Raw genomic sequence first — 21053 nt, 5'->3', positions numbered from 1 at the left:
GGTGTTCGGCAACACGTCAACGTGATTCACGGGTCAGAGGACGGTGGTCAGTTCGGTGCGGGAGGTGATGTTGAGCTTGGGGTAGGCCTTGTAGAGGTGGTGGGCGACGGTGCGGGGGCTGAGGAAGAGCTGGGCGGCGATGTCGCGGTTGGTGAGGCCCTGGGCGGCGAGGCGGGCGATCTGGAGTTCCTGGGGGGTGAGGGGGGACTGCGGGGTGCCGGTGGGGGTGGCCGGGGCGGGGGTGCCGGTGGCGGAGAGTTCGGTGCGGGCGCGGGCGGCCCAGGGGTGGGCGCCGAGGCGGTCGAAGGTCTCCAGGGCGGCGCGCAGGTGGGGGCGGGCGTCGGTGCGGCGGCGGGTGCGGCGCAGCCATTCGCCGTAGAGGAGGGCGGTGCGGGCCTGTTCGAAGGGGCGGTGGGCCGTCGCGTGCCGGGAGAGGGCGGCGCGGTAGGCGGTCTCGGCGAGTTCGTCGGGGCCGAGCAGGGCCTGGCAGCGCAGGCGGAGGGCCTCGGCCCAGGGGCGGTCGGCGGCGGCCGTCCAGCGGGCGAAGCGCTCGTAGGGTTCGGCGACACGTTCGGGGGTGCCGAGGCGGACGGCGGCCTCGACCAGGTCGGGGACGGCCCGGGTGGCGCTGATGTGGTGCCGGTGCGGGCCGGTGGTGAGGGTGTGCAGCCGGTCGGCGGCGTCGCCGGCGCGGCCCTGGCCGAGGTCGAGCAGGGCGAGCGCCCACTGGACCCAGGCCAGGCCGGCCGCGGGGGCGGCGGTCTGCGGGCCGGTGGTGGCGAGGGCGGTCGCGGCGAGTTCGGCGCAGCTGTCATCGCGGCCGTCCAGCGCGGCCAGGCAGGCGAGCAGCGCGGTGAGTTGGCTGACCCACTGGTGCTGGCCGGTGTCCCGGGCGAGGCCGAGGCCTTCGGTGGCGGTGAGTTCGGCGTCGCGGTGCCGGCCGTGGAAAAGTTCGGCCTCGGCCAGGAAGAACTGCAGGGTGGGCATCACTCCGACGGTGCCCTTGGCGCGGGCTTCGGCGATCAGTTCGGCGGCGAGTTCGGCGGTCTCCTCGTCGCGCCCGAGGACCAGGGTGGCGCCGCACAGCTGGACCAGGTCGACCGGGCTGTCGGCCCCCGCCCGGCGGGCGGCCTCCACGGCCTCCCGGACGGGCCGAAGCGGCGTGGCGGGCCGGCCGAGCGCGGGCAGGACGGCCGCGGGCAGGTGGCGGGCGAGCGGGGCGAGGGGGTCGTCGGCGGCGAGCGGCAGGACCGCCAGGCGGTCCAGGACGGCGACCACCGGCTCCTCCCCCGCGTACCAGGCGGCGTGGAAGGCCTGGAGCAGCATCCGGGCGGCGTACATCGGGTCGATGTCGGTGCCGGCGGCGTCGAGCAGCAGCCGGTGGGCGGTCGGGTGCGCGCCGCGCCAGAAGTGCGCGGTGGCCCGGACCTGGTCGAGCAGGGCGTGCGCCAGGACGTTGTCGGTCCGGCCGGAGGCCTCGTCGGCGAGCGCCTCCGCGCGAGCCAACTCGCCTTCCTCGGTGGCGGCTTCGGCGGCCAGGACGAGCCGGCGGGTGGCGCTGTCGCGGTCCGGGGTGAGCCGGGCGGCGCGCTCGTACGCGGCGGCCCCGCCGTGGCCGCCGCGGCGCTCGGCGCGGACGGCGGCGCGCTCCAGCGCGTCGGCGAGGCCCGCGTCGGGGCCGGTGGCGGCCAGCGCGAGGTGCCAGGTGCGGCGGTCGCCGTCCGGCAGGGCCCGCGCCACGGCCTGATGGACCGTCGTCTTCTGGTGGTGCGGAGCGCGTTGGAGGATCGCGGAGCGCAGCAGGGGGTGCCGGAAGGCGATCCGGCGGTCGGCGGTGACCGTCGCCAGGCCGGACTCCTCGGCGGGCGCGAGGTGTTCGGCGGTGACGCCGAGGGCGGCCGCTGCGGGCAGGACGACGTCCAGCGCCCCGCTCTCCTCGGTGGCGGCGACCAGCAGCAGCGTCTGGGTGGCCCCGGGCAGGCCGGTGACCTGGCCGTGGAAGGCGATCAGCAGCCGACTGGTGAGCGGCAGGCCGCCCGGCGCCGACGTGTGCGGCCCCGCGGCGACCGGGAGTTCGGTGAGTGCGAGCGGGTTGCCGGCCGCCTCGGCGAGCAGCCGGTCGCGCGCGGCGGCGGGCAGGCCGGAACCGGCCCGCCGGGCCAGCAGCCGGGTGGCGTCGGCCTCGGACAGTCCGGTCACCTGTCGTTCGGGCAGTCCCAGCGGACGCTCCGCCGCGCCGGTGGTGGCCCCGGGGCCACCACTGGTGCGGGCGGCGAGCAGCAGGGCCACCCCCTCGGCCTGGAGGCGTCGGGCGGCCAGCAGCAGCGCGTCCAGTGAGGCCCGGTCCAGCCACTGCACGTCGTCCATGACGCACAGCAAGGGCTGGTCGGCGGCGAGTTCGGCGAGCAGACCGAGCGTGGCGAGCCCGACGAGCAGCCGGTCGGCGCGCCCTTCAGCGGCGGCCGGGCCACCGGCGACCGAGCCATCGGCTGCCGGGCCATCGGCTGCCGGGCCATCGGCGACCGGAACGCCGTCCACCCCGCGGCCGCCCGGCCGGCCCTCGTCGGAGAGCCCGAACGCCGCTTCCAGCGCCCGCCGTTGCGGCCCGGGCAGGGCGTCCAGCCGGTCCAGGCCGGGTGCGAGCAGCAGGCTCAGCCCGGCGTACGGCAGCTCGGCCTCGTACTCGACGCCGGCCGCCCGGATCACCCGGAACGACTCCCCCGCCCGCGCCACCGCGTCGTCCAGCAGCGCGGTCTTGCCGATGCCGGCCTCGCCCCGGAACAGCAGCACCCCGCTGCGGCCGGCCCGCGCCGCGTCCAACAGGCCGTCCACGGCGGCCTGTTCGCTTTCCCTCCCGTACAGCATGCCCCGACCCTACCCACCCGGGCCCGCACCGCCGTCGGCACCGGCAGCGACGCCACTACCGACGCCACTACCGACACCGGTACCGGCACACCGCCGCGCGCCCCCGCCCACCCCGGCGGAGGCTACGTACCCCCATGCCCATACGTGACGGATTCGCCGACCGCCGCCCGTCCGTACCGTGGTGAGCACCGGGAACGGCCCGGCCAACCACCCACCGGAACACGGGAGATGACGATGACCGAGATCACCACCGCCGCCCTCCAGCAGCTCGCCGAGCGCTACCTCGCGGTGTGGAACGAGACCGACCCGGCGGCCCGCCGCAAGCTGGTCGACGAGGTGTGGGCCGAGGACGGCCGCTACACCGACCCGCTGGCCGCCGTCACCGGCCGGGACGCCGTCGACGCGCTGATCGGCGCCGCCCAGGCCCAGTTCCCGGGGCTGGAGTTCACCCTCGGGCCGGTCGACGCCCACCACGACATCGCCCGCTTCACCTGGAACCTGGGCCCGGCCGGCGCGGAGCCGGTGGTGATCGGCTTCGACGTGCTGGCGGCCACCCCGGACGGCCGGATCGGCGCGGTGTACGGCTTCCTCGACCGCGTGCCGGGCGCCTGAGCCGCAACCGGGGCCGGGCGCCTGGGCCACAGACCGCCGCGCTGCCCGAGGGGCGGGCGGCCCCCACCGCGCCCGCCCCTCGGCGCCGGACCGCCCCTCGGCGCCGGACCGCCCCTCGGCGCCGGACTGGCCCTCACCGCGTACGGCGCCGCGGACGGCAGTGTCCGGTGGCCGACGCTCGGGATCGCGCTGATCGGCCTGGTCCACTGCGGCGCCGGCGGCCCGACCGCCGCCGTAGGCCGCAGCGTCCTCGCCCTGGCGTCGCTGGCGCCGGCGCCCGTGGGCCTGGTCCGGTTCCTGCGGCTGGGAACGCCGCCCGGGGGCCGGTCCCCGCACGCCCCGGAGCGGCCGTGGCGGGATCCCGGCACGCGGGGCGGGTGGCCGAAGCCCACCCGCCCGTTCCCTTCCCTCCCCCCGATCGGGTTGGATGGTCGGATGAGCGAGGAGAAGAGCGCCGTACCGGCGTGGGAGCAGCGGTTCAGGGCGGCCCGGGTGTCCCTGCCCGACTGGGCCGAGGACGCCCCCGACCGGGCGTTGTACGTGTCCAACGCGACCGGCACCTACGAGGTCTACGCCTGGGACCGCGCCACCGGCGCCCACCGCCGGGTGACCGACCGTCCGAACGGCACCACCGACGCCGAGCTGTCCCCCGACGGCGACTGGGTCTGGTGGTTCGACGACCACGACGGTGACGAGTTCGGCGTCTGGCGCCGCCAGCCGTTCGCGGGCGGCCCCGACGAGGAGGCCGTGCCCGGCCTCGCCGCTTCCTACTCGGCCGGCCTGGCCCTCGGCCGCGACGGCACCGTGGTCGTCGGCCGCTCCACCGACGAGGACGGCACCACCCTGCACCTGCGCCGCCCCGGCAGCGCCGAGCCGGTCGAGATCTACCGGCACGAGGAGTACGGCGGCATCGGCGACCTCAGCCACGACAGCACCCTGCTCGCCATCGACCACACCGAGCACGGCGACGCGATGCACTCCGCGATCCGGGTCGTCCGCGTCACCGGGGACGGCGGTGTCGAGACCGTCGCCGAGCTGGACGAGGTCACCGGCCGGGACGAGCCGCGCGGCGTCGCCTGCCTGGGCTTCGCGCCGGTCGAGGGCGACACCCGGCTGCTGGTCGCCCACCAGCGCACCGGCCGCTGGGAGCCGATGATCTGGGACGTCGCCACGGGCGCCGAGACCGCTCTCCCGCTGCGCGACGAGCAGGGCCGCGAACTGCCCGGCGACGTCTCCGCGCAGTGGCGCCCCGGCGCCGGTGAGCTGCTGGTGGAGCACGAGTACGAGGCCCGCAGCGAGCTGTTCTCGTACGGGCTCGCCGACGGCCGGCTGACCCGCCTGGACACCCCGCGCGGCACCGTCGGCGGCGCCACCGCCCGTCCGGACGGCACCGTCGAGTACCTGTGGTCCTCCGCCGCCGAGCCCTCCACCGTCCGTTCCACCGCCGGTACGGTCGTGCTGCGGGCGCCCGGCGCGGTGCCGCCCGGTTCGGTGCCGGTCGAGGACGTCTGGGTGGACGGGCCCGGCGGGCGGGTGCACGCCCTGGTGCAGCGGCCGTCGACGGCCGCCCCGGGCCCGTACCCGACCGTGTTCGAGATCCACGGCGGCCCGACCCACCACGACAGCGACTCCTTCGCCGCCGGTCCGGCCGCCTGGCTGGACCACGGCTTCGCGGTGGTCCGGGTCAACTACCGCGGTTCGACCGGCTACGGCCAGGCCTGGACGGACGCGCTGCACGAGCGGGTCGGCCTGATCGAGCTGGAGGACATCGCGGCGGTCCGCGCCTGGGCCGTCGACAGCGGCCTCGCCGACCCGGCCCGGCTGGTGCTCACCGGCGGCAGCTGGGGCGGCTACCTGACCCTGCTCGGCCTCGGCGTCCAGCCCGACAGCTGGGCCCTCGGCGTCGCCGCCGTGCCGGTCGCGGACTACCACACCGCGTACGCCGACGAGATGGAGGCGCTCAAGTCGCTGGACCGCACGCTCTTCGGCGGCACCCCGCAGGAGGTGCCGGAGCGCTTCACCGCCTCCTCACCGCTGACCTACGTCGAGCAGGTGCGGGTGCCGGTGTACATCAGCGCCGGGGTCAACGACCCGCGCTGCCCGATCCGGCAGATCGACAACTACGTCGAGCGGCTGGAGCAGCTCGGCAAGCCGCACGAGGTGTACCGCTACGACGCCGGGCACGGCTCGCTGGTGGTGGAGGAGCGGATCAAGCAGCTGCGACTGGAGATCGAGTTCGTCCGGCGGCACCTGGGCGCGGCCGGGAGCGACGCAGACGGAGGGGCGGCGTGAGACGTCTGCTGCTGCTCGCGGGGGTGGCGGTGGCCGGGGCCCTGGTGCTCAGCGGCTGCTCGGGGTCGCGGCCGGAGGTCGCCTCCTGCCCGCCACCGGCCGGCCCGCCGGTGCCGAGCTCCTCGGTCGTCGCGCCCAAGCCGGCCGTGCCGACCACCACCGCACCGCCGACCGGCGCCGTACCGCCCGCCCGCGCCGTCCCACCGACCGGTGCTGTACCGCCCGCCGGTGCCACGCCGCTCGCCACGGCGACCAGGGCGAGCGCACCGGGCGCGGGGAGGGCGGGCGGGATCGCGGGCGGGGTCGCGGGCGGGGTCGCGGGCACGGCCGTCCTGGCGGCGGCGTACGAGTCGACCGACCCGGACGGCACCGTCGAGCTCGCCAAGGGTTCGAAGGGGTCCGGCGGCTCCTCGGGCTCCTCGGGCTCCTCGGGCTCCTCGGGCTCCTCCGGCTCGAAGGGCTCCAAGGGGTCGAAGACCGGTCGCACCGTGCACCACCACATCGACCACTACGACTCCGACGACCACAACGGCAGCGGCAACGGCAACGGCCACTGCCACAGCGACCCGACGCCGCTGCCCACCGGCTCGTCCTCCCCGACCCAGCAGCCGCTCCCGACGCCGACACCGGCGGCGCCGACACCGACAGCGCCCCCGCCGGCGGTCAAGCCGACAGCGGCACCGGCCCTGCCGACCAAGCGCTGAGAGCGGGGTCGGACCAGGACGCGCCGGTCAGTCCAGGACCGGGTCCAGCCCGAGGGCCCGGTCCTGCTCCGCCTCCGCCTCGCGGCGCACCAGGCGGAACCACATGAAGACGACGAACCCGGCGAAGACGAACCACTCCAGGGTGTAGCCCAGGTTCTGGAACGCGCGCAGGGTGAGCCCGTCGCCGCCCTGGGGCTGCACGGTCGGTACCGGGGCCAGCCCGGCGGGCGCGTCGTCGGCGGCCACCCAGCCGTCGTACCAGCCGTCGTACTCCAGCACGTTCAGCAGCGACGCCCGGTTGATCATGCCGAGCTGCCCGGTCGGCAGACCGCCCGCCACCGCGCCGTTGCTGCCCACGGCCTCGTTGGCCTGCAGGCGACCGGTCACCGTCACCTCTCCGCCCGGCGGCGACCCGGCGGCGGCCGGGTCCCCGCCCGCCCAGCCGCGCACCACGGCGACGGCGTGACCGTCGGCGGTGCGCAGCGGGGTGAGCACGTAGTAGCCCTGCTTGCCGTCCACCACCCGGTTGGGGACGAGCAGTTGGTGCTCGCTGTCGTAGGTGCCGGTCACCGTGACCGTCCTGCCGACGGTCTCCGTGCTCACCTGCGGAGTCGCCTGGTTGAGCAGCGCGTCGATCGGCCGGGCGTCACTCGAAGCGGTGACCGCCTGCTGGGTCTCCTGGTGCGTGGACACCCGGTCCTCGAACCGGCCGAGCTGCCAGGAGCCCAGCCACAGGCACACCGCCACGGCCGCCACGGCCACGACGGTGCCGCCGAGCCAGCGCGAAGTCAGGAGGAACCGGTACACACCCCCACGGTAACCACTCCTCACACCCGCCCGGCCCCCGGGCCCCGGCCACGGCGGCCGCCGGCCCGCCGCGGCCGCCCGTCGTCACCGCTGCCCGACGTCACCGCTGTCCGTCGTCACCGCTGCCCGACGTCACCGCTGTCCGTCGTCACCGCCGCCCGACGTCACCGCGCCGCCGCCCGCGGTCACCCCGCCGTCGGCGAACCCGACGGCTGCGGCACCGAACCGCCCAGGTTCTGGACGCCGCCGCGGTAGACGGTGCCGCTGCACGCCACGGGCAGGGTCGCCGTGGCGGCCGCCGGACTGCCGGGGGCGGGGGTGTGGGCGATGGTCACGGTGGACGGTGCGGCGGTCGGGCCGCCGGTCGGGGTCGGGGTCGGGCTGGGAGCCGTGCTGGGGCCCGCCGACGGGGACGAGGAGGCCGGCGGGTTGGCGCTGGGCTCACTGGAGGGGACGGAGGCCGGGGCGCCGGGCTCGATGGCCGGGACGTCCGAGCGCAGGGCCACCTGGTTGACGCCACTCGACGGGGTGGTCAGGGTGCCGGAGCCGGTACAGGTCCGGTCGGGGACCCAGGCGAACGGCACCCGGTACCCGGCCCGCGGCGCGAGCACCGGGGGCTCCCCGTCCATCGCGGGGAGGCCGGCCGCCGGGTCGCCCGGCGCGTGGTCGGCGGTGCGGATGCGTCCGCGGTCGCCGCCGCTGACGGCGGTGACCGCCACCGAGCCCGGCCCGCCGAGCCGGCAGCTGCGCACGGAGACGTTGTGGACGGTGAACGAGCCGTAGATCCGCCCGTCGCCGTCGGCCGTGCCGACCTGCGCGACGCCTTCGCCGAGGTCCGTCCGGGTGCAGAGCGGGACGATGCCGCCGTCGCCGGCCCCGGAGGTCCCGGAGGGCGCGACGCCACCGTCGGTTTGCGTCAGCCCGCCGCCGGGGGTGTGCGGGGCCGCGGCCGTACCGGTCGGCGAGGTGGCGGCGCCGGTGCCGCCCGCGCCCGTCTGCGTGGCCGCCGCGGTGCCGCCGGCGGTACCGGCGGCACCGCTGGGGGACGCGGCGGCCGGGCTCTTGGCGTCGGCCGAGCCGGGACCGCCGGAGAGCCCGAGGTGCTCCCCCTCGTGCAGGACGGGCAGGCCGATCGCGACGGCGAAGGCGAGTGCGGCCGCCCCGGTCCAGGCGCCGCGCCGGGCGGCCCGGCGGCGGGGCACGGCCCGCCGGATCCGCGGCAGCCCGCCCACGGCGGGCTGGATACCGGAGACGGCGCCGTGCAGCCGCTCGCGCAGCGCCCGTTCGTCGGCGGAGAGGTCCAGGAGCTCCGGGACCTCACCCGCGGGGCCGTTCGCACCGGGCTTCCCGGCCGCGTTCGGACTGGACGCGAGCGGACCCGGTGCGTTCGGACCCGGTGCGTTCGGACTCGGTGCGCGCGTACCCGGCGACTTCGACTCGGGCGCCGTCGACTCGGACGCGTGCGGCTCGGGCGCCGTCGGCTCGGACGCGTGCAGCTCGGGCGCCGTCGACTCGGACGCCGTCGGCTCGGGCGCGTTCGGCCCGGACGCCCCGTCGACCGGTCGCCGACGGCCGTCGTCCGCCTCAGCCATGTCCGGCCTCCATCTGGACGCGGAGGGCGGCGAGTCCGCGGGAGCCGTAGGCCTTCACCGAGCCGAGCGAGATGCCCAGGGTCTCGGCGACCTGCGCCTCCGTCATGTCCACGAAGTAACGCAGCACCAGAACCTCCCGCTGACGGCGTTGCAGACCACGCAGCGCGGCCTTCAACTGGTCGCGCTCCAGGGCATCGTAGGCACCTTCTTCTGCACTGGCCATGTCAGGCATGGGCTTCGGCAGCAGTCGCAGCCCGAGGATGCGGCGGCGCAGCGTGGAGCGGGACAGGTTGACGACCGTCTGCCGCAGGTAGGCCAGGGTCTTCTCGGGCTCGCGCACCCTGCGCCGGGCGGCGTGCACCCGGATGAACGCCTCCTGGACGACGTCCTCGCACGTCGAGAGGTCGTCCAGGAGCAGTGCCGCGAGCCGCAGCAACGAGCGGTAGTGCGCCTGGTAGGTCTCGGTGAGCAGGTCCTCGCTGGTACCCGCGTCGGTACCGGCGCCGGAGTCCGCCGCACCGCGTGCGGCCGCCGTCATCTGGTCTTCTTCCGGCCTACTCGCAGGCCACGGGGCGCGCGACGGGAAGGGCACCGCGGCTCTCGCCGGTATGCCCGCCCTTGCCCCCACCATCACGTTCGCCACGCACGTTGGACACTCGATCCCCTGTCATGGTTGCCCGGCTCGGGGCCCATTCTTCCGCATCGGCGGAAGAGGCCTCCAGGGGATTCCCCCGGGATTCCGGACAGATTGTGTCGAGGAGCGAACACAGGTATGGACACAGCTGTGGACACAAGCGGGCACTTCGGAACGCGCGAGGGCCCCGGGACCTAGTACTCCGGCTTCTCCGGCCCCGTCGGCCCCGTCGGCTCAGCCGTCGCCGCCACGTCCAACTCCGCGTCCGGCTCCGCGTCCACCGGCTCGCCCGCCATCAGTTCCGCCGCCACCAGCTCGGCCAGCTGCACCAGGTTGAGCGCCGACCCCTTGCGCAGGTTGTCCCCGCACAGGAAGAGGTCCAGCGCGTCCGGCTCGTCCAGCGCCCGCCGGACCCTCCCGACCCAGACCGGGTCCGTCCCGACCACGTCGTTCGGCGTGGGGAACTCGCCGGCCGCCGGGTCGTCGTAGAGCACCACGCCGGGCGCGTCCCGCAGGATGTCCTGCGCGTGCTCCTGGGTGACCTCGCGTTCGAACCGCGCGTGCACGGCCAGCGCGTGGGTGCGGACGACCGGGATGTGGACGCAGGTCGCCGAGACCTTCAGGGCGGGCAGGCCGAGGACCTTGCGGGACTCGTCGCGGATGCCCGTCTCCTGGGCGGACCAGCCGCCCTCGCGCAGCCCGCCGGTCCAGGGCACCGCGTTGAGCACCAGCGGGGCGGCGAACGGCCCCTGATCGGCGATCAGCGCGCGCAGGTCACCGGTCTGCCGGCCGACGGCGGCACCCGCCACCAGCCCGGTCTGCGCGCGCAGCGTCGCCTCGCCGTCGCGGCCCTCGCCGTCGGCGGCCTGGTAGGAGGCGACCACGAGCTGCGCCAGCCCGTACTCGGCGTGCAGCGCCCCCACCGCGGCGATCATCGCGAGGGCGGTAGCGGCCGGACTGGCGACGATGCCGCGCGGGCGGATCCGCAGCGCGGCCGCGTTGACCTCCGGGACGACCAGCGGCACGTCCTCGGCGGTACGGAAGACGGCCGAGCCGTCGATCACCACGACGCCCTTGGCCGCCGCGATCGGCGCCCACTGCGCCGAGACCGGGTCGGGGACGGCGAACACCGCCACGTCGATGCCCGCGAAGGCCTCCTCGGCCAGCGGGACGACCTCGACGGCCTCCCCGCGCACCACCGCCTTGCGGCCGGCCGAGCGCGGGGAGGCGACGAGTCGGATCTCGCCCCAGACGTCCTGGCGGAGGGAGAGCAGCCCGAGCAGCACCTCGCCGACCGCGCCGGTGGCGCCGACGACGGCGAGGTTCGGACGCCGGGTCATCGCCCGGCGCCCCGGCAGGACCCGGTGACCCGGCCCCGCGTCCGGGTCATCGCCCGGTGCCGCCGTAGACGACGGCCTCGTCGCTCTCGCTGTCCAGGCCGAAGGCGCTGTGGACGGCGCGGACGGCCTCCGGCACGTCGTCGGCGCGGGTGACCACCGAGATGCGGATCTCCGAGGTGGAGATCAGCTCGATGTTGACGCCCGCGGCGGACAGCGCCTCGAAGAAGGTCGCCGTGACGCCCGGGTTGGAGCGCATGCCGGCGCCGACCAGCGAGATCTTGCCGATCGCGTCGTCGTAGCGCAGCGACTCGTAGCCGATGCCCGCCTTGACCCGGCCCAGCGCGTCGATGGCCTTCTGGCCCTCGGTCTTGGGCAGGGTGAAGGAGATGTCGGTCAGGCCGGTCGACGCGGCGGAGACGTTCTGCACCACCATGTCGATGTTGACCTCGGCGTCGGCGATGGCGCGGAAGATGCGCGCCGCCTCGCCCGGCTTGTCGGGCACGCCGACGACGGTGACCTTGGCCTCGGAGGTGTCGTGGGCGACTCCGGAGATGATGGCCTGCTCCATCTCGCCCCCTTCGGGCTTGTTCGGGTTGTCGTTGCTGACGATCGTCCCGGGAAGACCCGAGAAGGACGAGCGTACGTGAATCGGGATGTTGTAGCGACGGGCGTACTCGACACACCGATCGAGCAGCACCTTGGAACCCGACGAGGCCAGCTCCAGCATGTCCTCGTAGGCGATCCAGTCGATCTTGCGGGCCTTCTTCACCACGCGCGGGTCGGCGGTGAACACGCCGTCCACGTCGGTGTAGATCTCGCAGACCTCGGCGCTGAGCGCGGCGGCGAGCGCCACGGCGGTGGTGTCCGAGCCGCCCCGGCCCAGCGTGGTGATGTCCTTGCTGGTCTGGGAGACGCCCTGGAAACCGGCCACGATCGCGATGTTGCCCTCGTCCAGGGCGGTGCGGATGCGGCCGGGCGTCACGTCGATGATGCGCGCCTTGTTGTGGACGGAGTCGGTGATGACACCGGCCTGGCTGCCCGTGAAGGACTGTGCCTCGTGCCCCAGGGATTTGATCGCCATGGCCAGCAGCGCCATGGAGATGCGCTCTCCAGCGGTCAGCAGCATGTCGAACTCACGGCCGGCAGGCAGCGGTGACACCTGCTCCGCGAGTTCGATGAGCTCGTCCGTCGTGTCGCCCATCGCGGACACCACGACGACGACCTCATGGCCGGCCTTCTTGGTGTCAACGATCCGGCGGGCCACGCGCTTGATGCCTTCGGCATCCGCAACGGATGAGCCGCCGTACTTCTGCACGACAAGGCCCACGTGCGCTCCTCGACTCGAAGTCTTTTCCGGGGGCTCCGGGCCCCCGTACCCCCCTGGGGAGAGGGGGGTGCGGTCGTCGTCAGTCTACCGAGCAGGGGTGCTCCGACCGGCGCTTTCCATATGGTGAGACGGTAGTTTCAGCACGTGAGCGGCCGTGCGGGGGGCTCCGCCGTCAGGTCTGCGGGCGATTCGGTACGGCTCCGAAGAATCGGCGGATCGGGGGACGGCGATCCGGCCGGATTTCCTTTCCGGCCGGGGCGCTGAGGCATTCGTCACAATCCGAGAGGGCCGTCGCGGAATACCGCCCACCGGCTGCCGGCCACCGTGGCCATGGCCGTGGGCCATGGCCGTGCCCGGGCGCCGACAGCAGGCCGCCTACCGCCCGAGGCCGAGCTCGGCCGCCATCAGGTCGCCCGCCTGCTGTTCGAGCTGCTCGTCGGTGAGCCCGTCGTCGTCGGTGTCCGCGCCGTCCGGCACCGCGCCGAGCGGGCTGTCCAGCCGGACGTGGGCGATGAGCGACTGCAGGGCCCGCAGCACCGCCGTGCAGGTCGTGCCCCAGTTGGAGAGGTACGAGAACTGCCACCACCACAGCGCCTCGCTGATCCGGCCCTCGCGGTAGTGGGTCAGCCCGTGCTGGAGCTCGCTGACCACGCCGGCCAGGTCGTCCGAGATCCGGAAGGCGTTGGGCTTCTCCGGCGGGCCGTACGGGTCGAAGACCTCGTGGTAGACGTCGATCGGCGCGAGCAGCTCGGCGAGGCGCTCGCGCAGCTGCTCGCCGTCCGGCTCGGGACCGGCGTCGGGCTCGAAGCGGTCCTCCGGGACGACGTCCTCGATCGCACCCAGCCGGCCGCCGGCCAGCAGCAGCTGCGAGACCTCCAGGAGCAGCAGCGAGACCGCGCTGCCGGGCTCGTCGCCCTTGGCGACCTCGGTGACGGCGAGCACGAAGCTCTCCACCGAGTCGGCGATCTGCACGGCGAAGTCGTCCGGCTCCGAGCCGTGACCGTGGATGTGCGGGGCGTGCGCCCCCGGTTCCCCGTGGGACTGCTGGTGGGGGGTGTGGGGCTGCTGGTTGATCGTCCGGTCAGACATCGAGCAGTCGTCTCCCTTCGAAGGCGCGACCGAGGGTGACCTCGTCCGCGTACTCCAGATCCCCGCCGACGGGCAGGCCGCTCGCCAGACGGGTCACCTTCAGGCCCATCGGCTTGCAGAGCCGGGCCAGGTAGGTGGCGGTCGCCTCCCCCTCCAGGTTGGGGTCGGTGGCCAGGATCAGCTCGGTGACCGTGCCGTCCGCGAGGCGCGACAGCAGTTCGCGGATGCGCAGGTCGTCCGGGCCGACGCCCTCGATGGGGCTGATCGCGCCGCCCAGCACGTGGTAGCGGCCGCGGAACTCGCGGGTGCGCTCGATGGCGACGACGTCCTTGGACTCCTCGACCACGCAGATGACGGCGAGGTCGCGGCGGGGGTCCAGGCAGACCCGGCACTGCTCGGCCTCCGCGACGTTGCCGCAGACCGCGCAGAAGCGGACCTTGTCCTTGACCTCCAGCAGCGCGTGGGCCAGCCGGCGCACGTCGGTCGGGTCGGCCTGCAACACGTGGAAGGCGATCCGCTGGGCGCTCTTGGGCCCGACGCCGGGCAGCCTGCCCAGTTCGTCGATCAGGTCCTGAACCACGCCCTCGTACAACGTCGCGCCTTCCCTCGGATGGTCGATGGTGCCGTATGCCCGGTGGTGGCCGGTGACGGCCGGTGGTGGCCTGCTGGTCCGTGGTGGCCTGACGGCCGGGTAGCGGACGACCGGTGGTACCGGACGGCCGGTGGTGCTCCGGTGCCATCATCCAACGAATCGGGCGTCGGACACAGCGCCCGACGCCCGACTCCCACATAAATCACATAGGTCTGTCGTCTGAACTTCAGACCTTCTGGAACGTAGAGCCGACGTTAGAACGGCCGACGCTAGAACGGCAGGCCGGGGATGCCGCCGCCCAGGCCCTGGGTCAGCGGGCCCATGCGCTCGGCCTGCATCTTCTGCGCGGTCTGGTTGGCGTCCCGGACGGCCGCCAGGATCAGGTCGGCCAGCGTCTCGGTGTCCTCCGGGTCCACGGCCGCCGGGGCGATGGTCAGCGCCACCAGCTCACCGGCGCCGGTCACCGTCGCCTCGACCAGGCCGCCGCCCGCCGAACCGTTCACCTTCGTCTCGGCCAGCTCCTGCTGGGCCTTGGCGAAATCCTGCTGCATCTTCTGCGCCTGCTTCAGCAGCTGCTGCATGTTGGGCTGGCCACCACCGGGGAACACGGCTGTCTCCTTGCTGTCACGGCTGTCATGCGGTGCTTCGTTCGTCACCGCCGAGCCTACGTGCTGCCCACCGCTCCGGGGCCCGGACCGGGGCCCGGCTCCGGGGCGGCTCAGGGTCGGCTCGGGGACGGCGCCGGGGCTCGGGCCCGGGCCGGTGCCGTCGCACGCGGGCGGGGCCCGGGGCCCGGCTCAGGAGCCCTGGTGGTGGATCTCCTCCAGCACCGTCGCGCCCAGCTCGCGGATGATCAGCTCCTGCCCGGAGAACACGTCCTCCTTCAGGTCCGGATCGTCCGCCTCCGGGATGTCGTCCTCCGGGGCCACCGACCGCACCGGACGGGCCTGCGCGGCCTGGACCGGCGGGGCCTGCACCGGCGCGGGCTGCACGGGCGGCGCCTGGACGGGCGCCGGCGCGGCCTGGACCGGCGGAGCCTGCACCGGCGCCGGGGCGGGCGCGGGCATCGACGGCACGGCCGCCGCCGGGCGCGCCGGGGCTCCCCAGCCCCCGCCGCCCTGGGCGCCGCCGCTCGGCGCCCCGCCGCCCGGGCCGCCGGCACCGCCGGACGGGTCGACGATGCACTCGATCCGCCAGTCCACACCCAGCGCCTCGGCCAGCGCGGCGCGCAGCACGTCGTCGCTGTTGCTGCCGACGAAGCTGTCCCGGGCACCGGCGTTGATGAAGGACACCTGGAGCACGCTGCCGTCGAACCCGGCCACCTGGCCGTTCTGGCTGAGCAGGATCCAGGTGAAGCGGCGGCGGTTCTTCACCGCCTCCAGGATCTGCGGCCACAGCTGCCGCACCTGTGCGGCGCCCTGCTGCGCGGACGCCGACGGCTGCCCGCCGGAAGCCGCCGCCGGGGCGGGGGCCGGAGCGGGCACGGGAGCGGGAGCCGCCTGGGCCGGGGCCGCCTGCGCCTGCGGCTGCGCCGCCGGGGGCGTCGCCGGAGCCGCGGCGGGGGCGCCACCGGCGGGCGGGAAGCTGCGCGGGATCGGCCAGGCACCCGGCGCCGACCCGGCGGGGGCGGCGGGCGGCGCGGCCTGCACGGGCGGCGCGGCCGGGACGGGAGCGGCCTGCACCGGGGGCGCGGCCGGGACGGGCGCCACCGGCACCTCGCCCACCGGGACGGCCGCCGCCGGCGCAACCGCCATCGGGCCAACCGACGCCGGGGCCGTCATCGGCATGCCCACCGGGGCCGCCATCGGCGCGGCGAACCCGCCCGCCGCCGCCCGTCGCTCCAGCTTGTCCAGCCGTGCCTGCAGCGACAGCTCGTCGCTGTAGGCGCCCGGCAGCATCACCCGGGCGCAGATCAGCTCCAGCTGCAGCCGGGGCGCCGCGTTGCCGCGCATCTCGGTCAGCCCGGTGTTGACGATGTCGGCGGCCCGGCTCAGCTCGGCCGCGCCGAACGCGTCCGCCTGGGCCTGCATCACCGCGATCCGGTCGGCCGGGGCGTCGATCAGCCCCTTCTCCCCGGCGTCCGGCACGGTGGCGAGGATCACCAGGTCGCGCAGCCGCTCCAGCAGGTCGGTGACGAAGCGGCGCGGGTCGTGCCCGCCCTCGACCACCCGGTCGATCACCTGGAACACCGTCGCCCCGTCGTGCGCGGCGAAGGCGTCCACCACCTCGTCCAGCAGCGCGGAGTCGGTGTAGCCGAGCAGCGACGTGGCCATCTGGTACGTGACGCCGCCCTCGGCGGCCCCGGCCAGCAGCTGGTCCATCACCGACATCGAGTCACGCACCGACCCGGCGCCCGCCCGCACCACCAGGGGGAACACGGTGTCCTCGACCTGGATCCCCTCCCGGCCGCACACCTCCGCCAGGTAGTCGCGCAGCGTGCCGGGCGGGACCAGCCGGAACGGGTAGTGGTGCGTCCGGGACCGGATCGTCCCGATCACCTTCTCCGGCTCGGTGGTCGCGAAGATGAACTTGAGGTGCTCCGGCGGCTCCTCGACGACCTTGAGCAGCGCGTTGAAGCCGGCCGAGGTCACCATGTGCGCCTCGTCCAGGATGAAGATCTTGTACCGGCTGTGCACCGGCGCGAAGAACGCCCGCTCGCGCAGCTCGCGCGCGTCGTCCACACCACCGTGCGAGGCGGCGTCGATCTCGATCACGTCGATCGACCCGGGCCCGCCGGTCGCGAGGTCCCGGCAGGACTGGCACTCCCCGCAGGGCGTCGGCGTCGGCCCCTGTTCACAGTTGAGGCAACGGGCCAGGATGCGCGCGCTCGTCGTCTTTCCACAGCCACGCGGCCCACTGAACAGGTACGCGTGGTTGACCCTGTTGTTGCGCAGGGCCTGCTGGAGCGGAGCGGTCACGTGCTCCTGCCCGATGACCTCCGCGAAGGTCTCGGGGCGGTAGCGGCGGTACAGGGCTAGGGACACACCCCCGACGATATCGGGACGGACCGACAAACGCGTCGCCGCTCACCCCTCACCCCGGCCCCGGGAACGCAAAGACCCCCCGTGCACCCGCCAGAGCCCTCCTACCCTTGCTGCCTTCCGGCCCTGGGGGGGTTCAGAGAGATGACGCCACACGAGGGGCTGACCCCCACAGTACCGGATCCCGGCCCCGACGATCCACAGGCCACCCCATCCCTCCGCCTGCGGGACAGGTGGTCGCGACCACCCCGAAACATGTACTAAGCTCTCCCACGGAGGATTCGCCTAGAGGCCTAGGGCGCACGCTTGGAAAGCGTGTTGGGGGCAACCCCTCACGAGTTCGAATCTCGTATCCTCCGCCTTTGCCTAGCAAGGCAGTTGAAGGCCCCGACCGGGTTCCCGGTCGGGGCCTTCTTCGTATCGTGGTCTCAGTTTTGGTCTCAGTTGGGGTTCTGGGCCTCAGGCGGCGTCTTCGCCGGGCTCCTCCGGGCCAGATCCGACGTCGCCCCACAGAGCCTCGCCGATCTTCCTGCCGACGTCGTTCAGCATCGGCTCGGTGACGTGCTGGTAGCGCTGGGCCATCGAGGTCGAGGACCAGCCCATGATCGCCATGACGATCCGCTCCGGCACGCCGAGCAGGAGGAGGACGGTCGAGGCGGTGTGGCGGGCGTCATGGAGGCGCCCGTCGCGGATGCCGGCCTCGCGCAGGAGCCGCTTCCAGTGGTGGTAGTCGGTGCTGGGGTTGAGCGGCTCGCCGGTCTCCGAGGTGAAGACGTAGCCCTTGTCCGTCCAGAGGTCGCGTGCGAGGGCCCACTCGCGGTCCTGCTCCTCCTTGTGCTGCCGGAGGATCACGACGAGTTGCTCGGGCAGCGGCACCGCGCGTCGCCCGGCTCGGGACTTGGTGTCCTTGGTCTCGCGCCGGATCGGCTCCTTCTGCGGGCAGAAACCGGGCTTGCGCCCGCAGCGGTCGCCGCAGCCGTGCCGGTACTTGGGCCGCAGCCGGCCGCGCTTGACCCAGGCGACGCCTCGGGTGAAGTCGACGTCCTTCCACTGGAGCCCGAGCACCTCGCCCTGACGCAGGCCGAGGGCGAGCGCGAAGATCCAGCGGGCGGAGTTGCGGCGCTTGCGCGCCGTGTCCATGAGCGCCTGGACCTCCTCGATCTCGAACGGCTCGACCTCCTCCTCTTCGAGCTTCGGGGCCTTGGCGATCGTGGCCACGTTGCGGGTGAGGTGGTCACGCCGCAGGGCCTCGCCGAGGGCGACACGGATGGTGCGGTGGGCCTGGTGGGCGGTACCGGCGGCGCTGCCGGCGGCCTGCATCTTCTTGTAGAAGCGCTCCAGGTGCTCGGGTTCCAGCTTCTCCAGGCGGTGCGCGCCGAGGCCGGGGACGAGGTGCACTCGGACACCCGATCCAAGGTCCGTGCCGAACACCAGCAGGCCGCAGCCCTGCGCACCGCCGCCAAGCAACTCCTGCACACCGCCGGCTCCGGCGAGGACGGCGCCACCGCCGCCGCCCTGCTGTCCACCGCCGTCTTCGTCCTGATCGCCATTGCCCGCTGGCACCAGACCCGAGGCCACCAGCAGCAAGCCCACGCCGCCCAGCAGTCCCTCGTCCACGTGCGAACCGCCTACCGGCAGACGGCCGAGCCGGTCATCGCCGACCTCACCTGCCGCACCCCCACCCCCAAGACCACCGACCGCCTCGCCGCCCAGGTCCACGCCGCCGTCCCCGACCACGCCCAGCGCATCCTCGCCGACCCGTCCTGGCCCGCCCTGGCCACCGCGCTCGCCCAGGCCGAATCCTCCGGCCAACCACCCCGCCGAGCCCTCGCCGAGGCCGCCCAGCAACGGGAGCTCACCACCGCCGACCGCCCCGCCGAAGTCCTCCTCTGGCGCCTACGCAGCGCCACCAGCGACCGCATCAACCAGCGCACCCAGGCCGCACGCGCCCGCACCGGCAGCCGCACCACCCCGACGCCCGCGCCCACAACACCCGCCGTGCCGACCGGCACCAGGGCCGCCAACGACTCCAGCCGCCGTCGCTGACCACGACCGGAAACACCCGATGCCTCGTGCCCCGCCCACCCAGCCGCAGGAACGCCCGTGCGCACAGATGTCGGTTCGATGTCTTCTTCGGCGGCCGGGAACCATCCCGGCCGCCGTGCGTCTTGTGTGCTTGCCAACCGTCACCCGACACCGAAGGGCACCACTTGACCAACCCCAGCACCGACCACGACGGCCACCACAGAGCCGTCATCCGCGCCGTCCCTCACGCCGGCGAACTCGACGCCCGCGGTATCCCCATCACCTGCCCCAACTGCCGCGCCCGCCGCGATTGGCTTCTCCTCAACGTCCGCCAGCAGGTCTTCGTCCGCTGCCGCTGCGCGGCCGAGTGGCACGAGCCCGATCTCACCCGCGCGTACTTCGACCTGCACTTCACTGCCCCCGAAGACGAGTGGGACGAGTGGGACGACTACAACACCGCCATGCGGGCACTCGCCTTCGACGGCCTGCTCACCGGCACCACCTGGGACTAGACCAACAGCTCTACGGGCGGGCACCCGCTGGGTGGCCGCCCGTAGAGCGTCGGTCAGGCAGAGGTGCCGGTACTGGCAACCGCCCTTGCGCCCCGCCCGCCTATCACGCCGTGGTGGCCGACCATCCGTAGCGGGAGAAGGAGGGACCTCCAGCCCGGTATGTAGCAAGGGCCTGCGTAGCTGTCGGGAACGCAGGCTCAGGGAGGCGGTCCCCAGCGACCCACTGGGCAGCCAGGTGTTTGTCCGGCTCGGTGTTGGTCAGTTCGCCGGTCCACCGGTCGGCGGCGAAGACGAAGAGGACGAACTGCCCGGCCTGGTCAAAGCCCTGCTCGACGTGGATGACGTGGACGAGTACGAGATCGGCCGGGTCGACGAGCAGGCCGGTCTCCTCCTTGAGCTCGCGGGCAGCGGCCTCGTCCAGGGCTTCACCGGGCTCGACCTTGCCACCGGGGATGGTCCAGGCCGGCTGCGGCGACCAGTTGCGGGCGGTGTAGAGCACGGCGGCGACCGCGTCGGTGTCCTTGTCGTGAACGATCACGCTGACCGCATTTCGGCTGTTCATCACGCTGGTGGTGGTCACGGTGCCCACTCCTTGTTGAAGTGCCGGAGGATCTCGGTGGTCCGGCCGGGTGGCTGGGACTGGCTCCACAGCTCGGGCGGCCTGGATGCTCAGCGCCCGAGCGTGAGGCGGTCGGCGTTGGTGCGGGAGAAGACCAGGTCAGTCATCTGCTCCGGGGTCTTCGTGCAGCGGACGGGCGGCTGCGGTCGGCGCATGGCCTGGGGGTAGGTGGCCGGGTCGTAGTCGTTGGTGAGTGTGTACGGGTGGAAGCCGTGCTCGCGCAGGGCGTCGATGATGCCGGCGGCGCTCTCGCCCTGCTTGGCCAGGAGCTTGGGAGTGACTTCCACGACCAGCTCCACATCCTCGCGCAGGTGCGACAGCGCGGGCAGCAGTCCCCTGACCGCCGCCGCCTCGGCGCCCTCCACGTCGATCTTGATGACTCGGGCGGTGTCGAGTTCGGCCGGGCCCAGGAGTTCGGTGAGCGGTGCGGCCGGCACGTGGAAGGTGGTGTGGACGTGGCGGGGCCGGATGGCGGTGGTGTGACCGAGGTTGGCCGGGTCCTCCAAGTACAGGGTCAGGGTGCCGGTGAGGTCGGAGGCGGCGGCGCGGACGGTGCGGATGTTGGCGCGGTGGTTGGCGGTGGCCGCGCTGGTGAGGTCGTCATGGAACTGCGGGGTGGGCTCGATGGCGACGACTCGGCCGGTCGGTTCGACTGCGTGGGAGGCCAGGAGGCTGAACACGCCTCGGTGGGCCCCGACGTCGACGAAGGTGTCCCCGGGCCGCAGGCGGTCGCGCAGGAAGGCGCTCAGGTTCGGCTCCCACTCGCCGAAGAGGTACTGGTAGCGCTGGATGACGTCGCTGGTGGTGACGGTGACCAGGTCACCCGAGCGCAACCGGGCAGCGGTGTGGAGGGGACGGGTTCGCAGGTGGTCGTCGAGGAATCGGTCGACGAGCTGGGCTTTGCCGACAGTTCCGGGCGCGTGGCGGACGTAGGCCCGCAGCAGACGGGCGAGGGCGGAGGCGGGCACGCGTGTACTCCTTCAGGTGGCGGAGGGTGCGGAACGCCGTTCCCGGTGCTGGCCTTGGTGGCAGACTTGCCGGTGAACGCTGGTGGCGGTGAGG

Annotated in this window: 17 protein-coding genes, 1 tRNA gene, 1 other RNA gene and 1 pseudogene; 6 read left to right on the top strand and 14 right to left on the bottom strand. The window is 74.1% G+C overall.

Annotation, left to right across the window (positions count from 1 at the left end):
* Nucleotides 1-33: 33 nt before the first annotated feature.
* Nucleotides 34-2865 carry an ATP-binding protein gene (locus ACZ6EM_RS06875; protein WP_465771867.1) on the bottom strand — a complete coding sequence of 944 codons (2832 nt, stop codon included), beginning with the start codon at nt 2863-2865 and terminating at the stop codon, nt 34-36.
* Nucleotides 2866-3099: 234 nt separating this feature from the next.
* On the opposite strand from ACZ6EM_RS06875, the gene ACZ6EM_RS06870 reads away from it, so the two are divergent.
* From ACZ6EM_RS06870 to ACZ6EM_RS06860, 3 genes are all read left to right on the top strand, one after another.
* Nucleotides 3100-3477 carry a nuclear transport factor 2 family protein gene (locus tag ACZ6EM_RS06870; RefSeq protein ID WP_359905678.1) on the top strand — a complete coding sequence of 126 codons (378 nt, stop codon included), beginning with the start codon at nt 3100-3102 and terminating at the stop codon, nt 3475-3477.
* Between the two features lie 435 nt (nt 3478-3912).
* Nucleotides 3913-5769: a S9 family peptidase gene (locus tag ACZ6EM_RS06865; protein WP_465771866.1), complete on the top strand. Its 1857-nt coding sequence runs from the start codon at nt 3913-3915 to the stop codon at nt 5767-5769.
* Nucleotides 5766-6473, top strand: coding sequence for a hypothetical protein (locus ACZ6EM_RS06860; protein WP_465771865.1), 708 nt, complete (start codon nt 5766-5768; stop codon nt 6471-6473). The genes ACZ6EM_RS06865 and ACZ6EM_RS06860 overlap by 4 nt, the downstream gene beginning before the upstream one ends.
* A 27-nt stretch (nt 6474-6500) precedes the next feature.
* Here the strand turns inward: ACZ6EM_RS06860 and ACZ6EM_RS06855 are convergent, their stop codons facing one another.
* The 10 genes from ACZ6EM_RS06855 to ffs all read right to left on the bottom strand — a co-directional run bounded on the left by ACZ6EM_RS06855 (nt 6501) and on the right by ffs (nt 17002).
* Entirely contained in the window at nt 6501-7280 is a 780-nt protein-coding gene (locus tag ACZ6EM_RS06855) for an SURF1 family protein (RefSeq protein WP_452179943.1), read from the bottom strand.
* Between the two features lie 185 nt (nt 7281-7465).
* Nucleotides 7466-8872, bottom strand: a complete 1407-nt coding sequence (locus ACZ6EM_RS06850; protein WP_465771864.1) for a hypothetical protein — start codon at nt 8870-8872, stop codon at nt 7466-7468.
* Nucleotides 8865-9410 (bottom strand): SigE family RNA polymerase sigma factor, encoded by a 546-nt coding sequence (locus ACZ6EM_RS06845; protein WP_359905665.1) that lies wholly within the window; start codon nt 9408-9410, stop codon nt 8865-8867. Before ACZ6EM_RS06845 ends, ACZ6EM_RS06850 begins: the two co-directional genes overlap by 8 nt.
* Before the next feature lie 290 nt (nt 9411-9700).
* The gene (locus ACZ6EM_RS06840; protein WP_465771863.1) at nt 9701-10846 is read right to left on the bottom strand and encodes an aspartate-semialdehyde dehydrogenase; all 1146 of its coding nucleotides are present in this window, start codon (nt 10844-10846) and stop codon (nt 9701-9703) included.
* Nucleotides 10847-10892: 46 nt separating this feature from the next.
* On the bottom strand, nt 10893-12173 hold the full coding sequence (locus ACZ6EM_RS06835; RefSeq protein ID WP_359905659.1) for an aspartate kinase: 1281 nt from the start codon (nt 12171-12173) through the stop codon (nt 10893-10895).
* A gap of 375 nt (nt 12174-12548) precedes the next feature.
* On the bottom strand, nt 12549-13262 hold the full coding sequence (locus ACZ6EM_RS06830; protein ID WP_359905656.1) for a DUF5063 domain-containing protein: 714 nt from the start codon (nt 13260-13262) through the stop codon (nt 12549-12551).
* Nucleotides 13255-13854, bottom strand: a complete 600-nt coding sequence (gene recR, locus ACZ6EM_RS06825) for a recombination mediator RecR (protein ID WP_316522617.1) — start codon at nt 13852-13854, stop codon at nt 13255-13257. The genes ACZ6EM_RS06830 and recR overlap by 8 nt, the downstream gene beginning before the upstream one ends.
* Before the next feature lie 269 nt (nt 13855-14123).
* Nucleotides 14124-14462, bottom strand: coding sequence for a YbaB/EbfC family nucleoid-associated protein (locus ACZ6EM_RS06820; RefSeq protein WP_359905653.1), 339 nt, complete (start codon nt 14460-14462; stop codon nt 14124-14126).
* 189 nt (nt 14463-14651) lie between these two features.
* Nucleotides 14652-16838: a DNA polymerase III subunit gamma and tau gene (locus tag ACZ6EM_RS06815; RefSeq protein ID WP_465771862.1), complete on the bottom strand. Its 2187-nt coding sequence runs from the start codon at nt 16836-16838 to the stop codon at nt 14652-14654.
* Nucleotides 16839-16905: 67 nt separating this feature from the next.
* Nucleotides 16906-17002: signal recognition particle sRNA small type (ffs, locus tag ACZ6EM_RS06810), an RNA gene on the bottom strand.
* Between the two features lie 107 nt (nt 17003-17109).
* Here ffs and ACZ6EM_RS06805 point away from each other — a divergent pair.
* Nucleotides 17110-17194: transfer RNA gene (locus ACZ6EM_RS06805), tRNA-Ser, on the top strand.
* 100 nt (nt 17195-17294) lie between these two features.
* On the opposite strand, the pseudogene ACZ6EM_RS06800 reads toward ACZ6EM_RS06805, so the two are convergent.
* Nucleotides 17295-18239: pseudogene (locus ACZ6EM_RS06800) on the bottom strand (tyrosine-type recombinase/integrase); the annotation flags it as partial.
* Between ACZ6EM_RS06800 and ACZ6EM_RS06795 the strand changes: the two are divergent.
* Nucleotides 18177-18881, top strand: a complete 705-nt coding sequence (locus ACZ6EM_RS06795) for a hypothetical protein (protein ID WP_401043682.1) — start codon at nt 18177-18179, stop codon at nt 18879-18881. The pseudogene ACZ6EM_RS06800 and the gene ACZ6EM_RS06795 overlap by 63 nt on opposite strands.
* Before the next feature lie 164 nt (nt 18882-19045).
* Nucleotides 19046-19372 carry a hypothetical protein gene (locus tag ACZ6EM_RS06790; protein ID WP_401043684.1) on the top strand — a complete coding sequence of 109 codons (327 nt, stop codon included), beginning with the start codon at nt 19046-19048 and terminating at the stop codon, nt 19370-19372.
* Nucleotides 19373-19475: 103 nt separating this feature from the next.
* Here the strand turns inward: ACZ6EM_RS06790 and ACZ6EM_RS06785 are convergent, their stop codons facing one another.
* Both ACZ6EM_RS06785 and ACZ6EM_RS06780 read right to left on the bottom strand, forming a co-directional pair.
* On the bottom strand, nt 19476-19952 hold the full coding sequence (locus tag ACZ6EM_RS06785; protein WP_465771861.1) for an NUDIX domain-containing protein: 477 nt from the start codon (nt 19950-19952) through the stop codon (nt 19476-19478).
* 89 nt (nt 19953-20041) lie between these two features.
* Nucleotides 20042-20959 (bottom strand): FkbM family methyltransferase, encoded by a 918-nt coding sequence (locus ACZ6EM_RS06780; protein WP_465771860.1) that lies wholly within the window; start codon nt 20957-20959, stop codon nt 20042-20044.
* Nucleotides 20960-21053: the final 94 nt, after the last annotated feature.

The organism is Kitasatospora sp. NPDC041917 (assembly GCF_055589745.1).
This window is presented reverse-complemented; position numbering and strand designations above follow the sequence as displayed.

Excerpts from the sequence above, each read along its gene's own strand:
- ACZ6EM_RS06875 (WP_465771867.1), bottom strand. The coding sequence starts at position 2,865 with ATGCTGTACGGGAGGGAAAGCGAACAGGCCGCCGTGGACGGCCTGTTG.
- ACZ6EM_RS06870 (WP_359905678.1), top strand. The coding sequence starts at position 3,100 with ATGACCGAGATCACCACCGCCGCCCTCCAGCAGCTCGCCGAGCGCTAC.
- ACZ6EM_RS06865 (WP_465771866.1), top strand. The coding sequence starts at position 3,913 with ATGAGCGAGGAGAAGAGCGCCGTACCGGCGTGGGAGCAGCGGTTCAGG.
- ACZ6EM_RS06850 (WP_465771864.1), bottom strand. The coding sequence starts at position 8,872 with ATGGCTGAGGCGGACGACGGCCGTCGGCGACCGGTCGACGGGGCGTCC.
- ACZ6EM_RS06845 (WP_359905665.1), bottom strand. The coding sequence starts at position 9,410 with ATGACGGCGGCCGCACGCGGTGCGGCGGACTCCGGCGCCGGTACCGAC.
- ACZ6EM_RS06840 (WP_465771863.1), bottom strand. The coding sequence starts at position 10,846 with ATGACCCGGCGTCCGAACCTCGCCGTCGTCGGCGCCACCGGCGCGGTC.
- ACZ6EM_RS06830 (WP_359905656.1), bottom strand. The coding sequence starts at position 13,262 with ATGTCTGACCGGACGATCAACCAGCAGCCCCACACCCCCCACCAGCAG.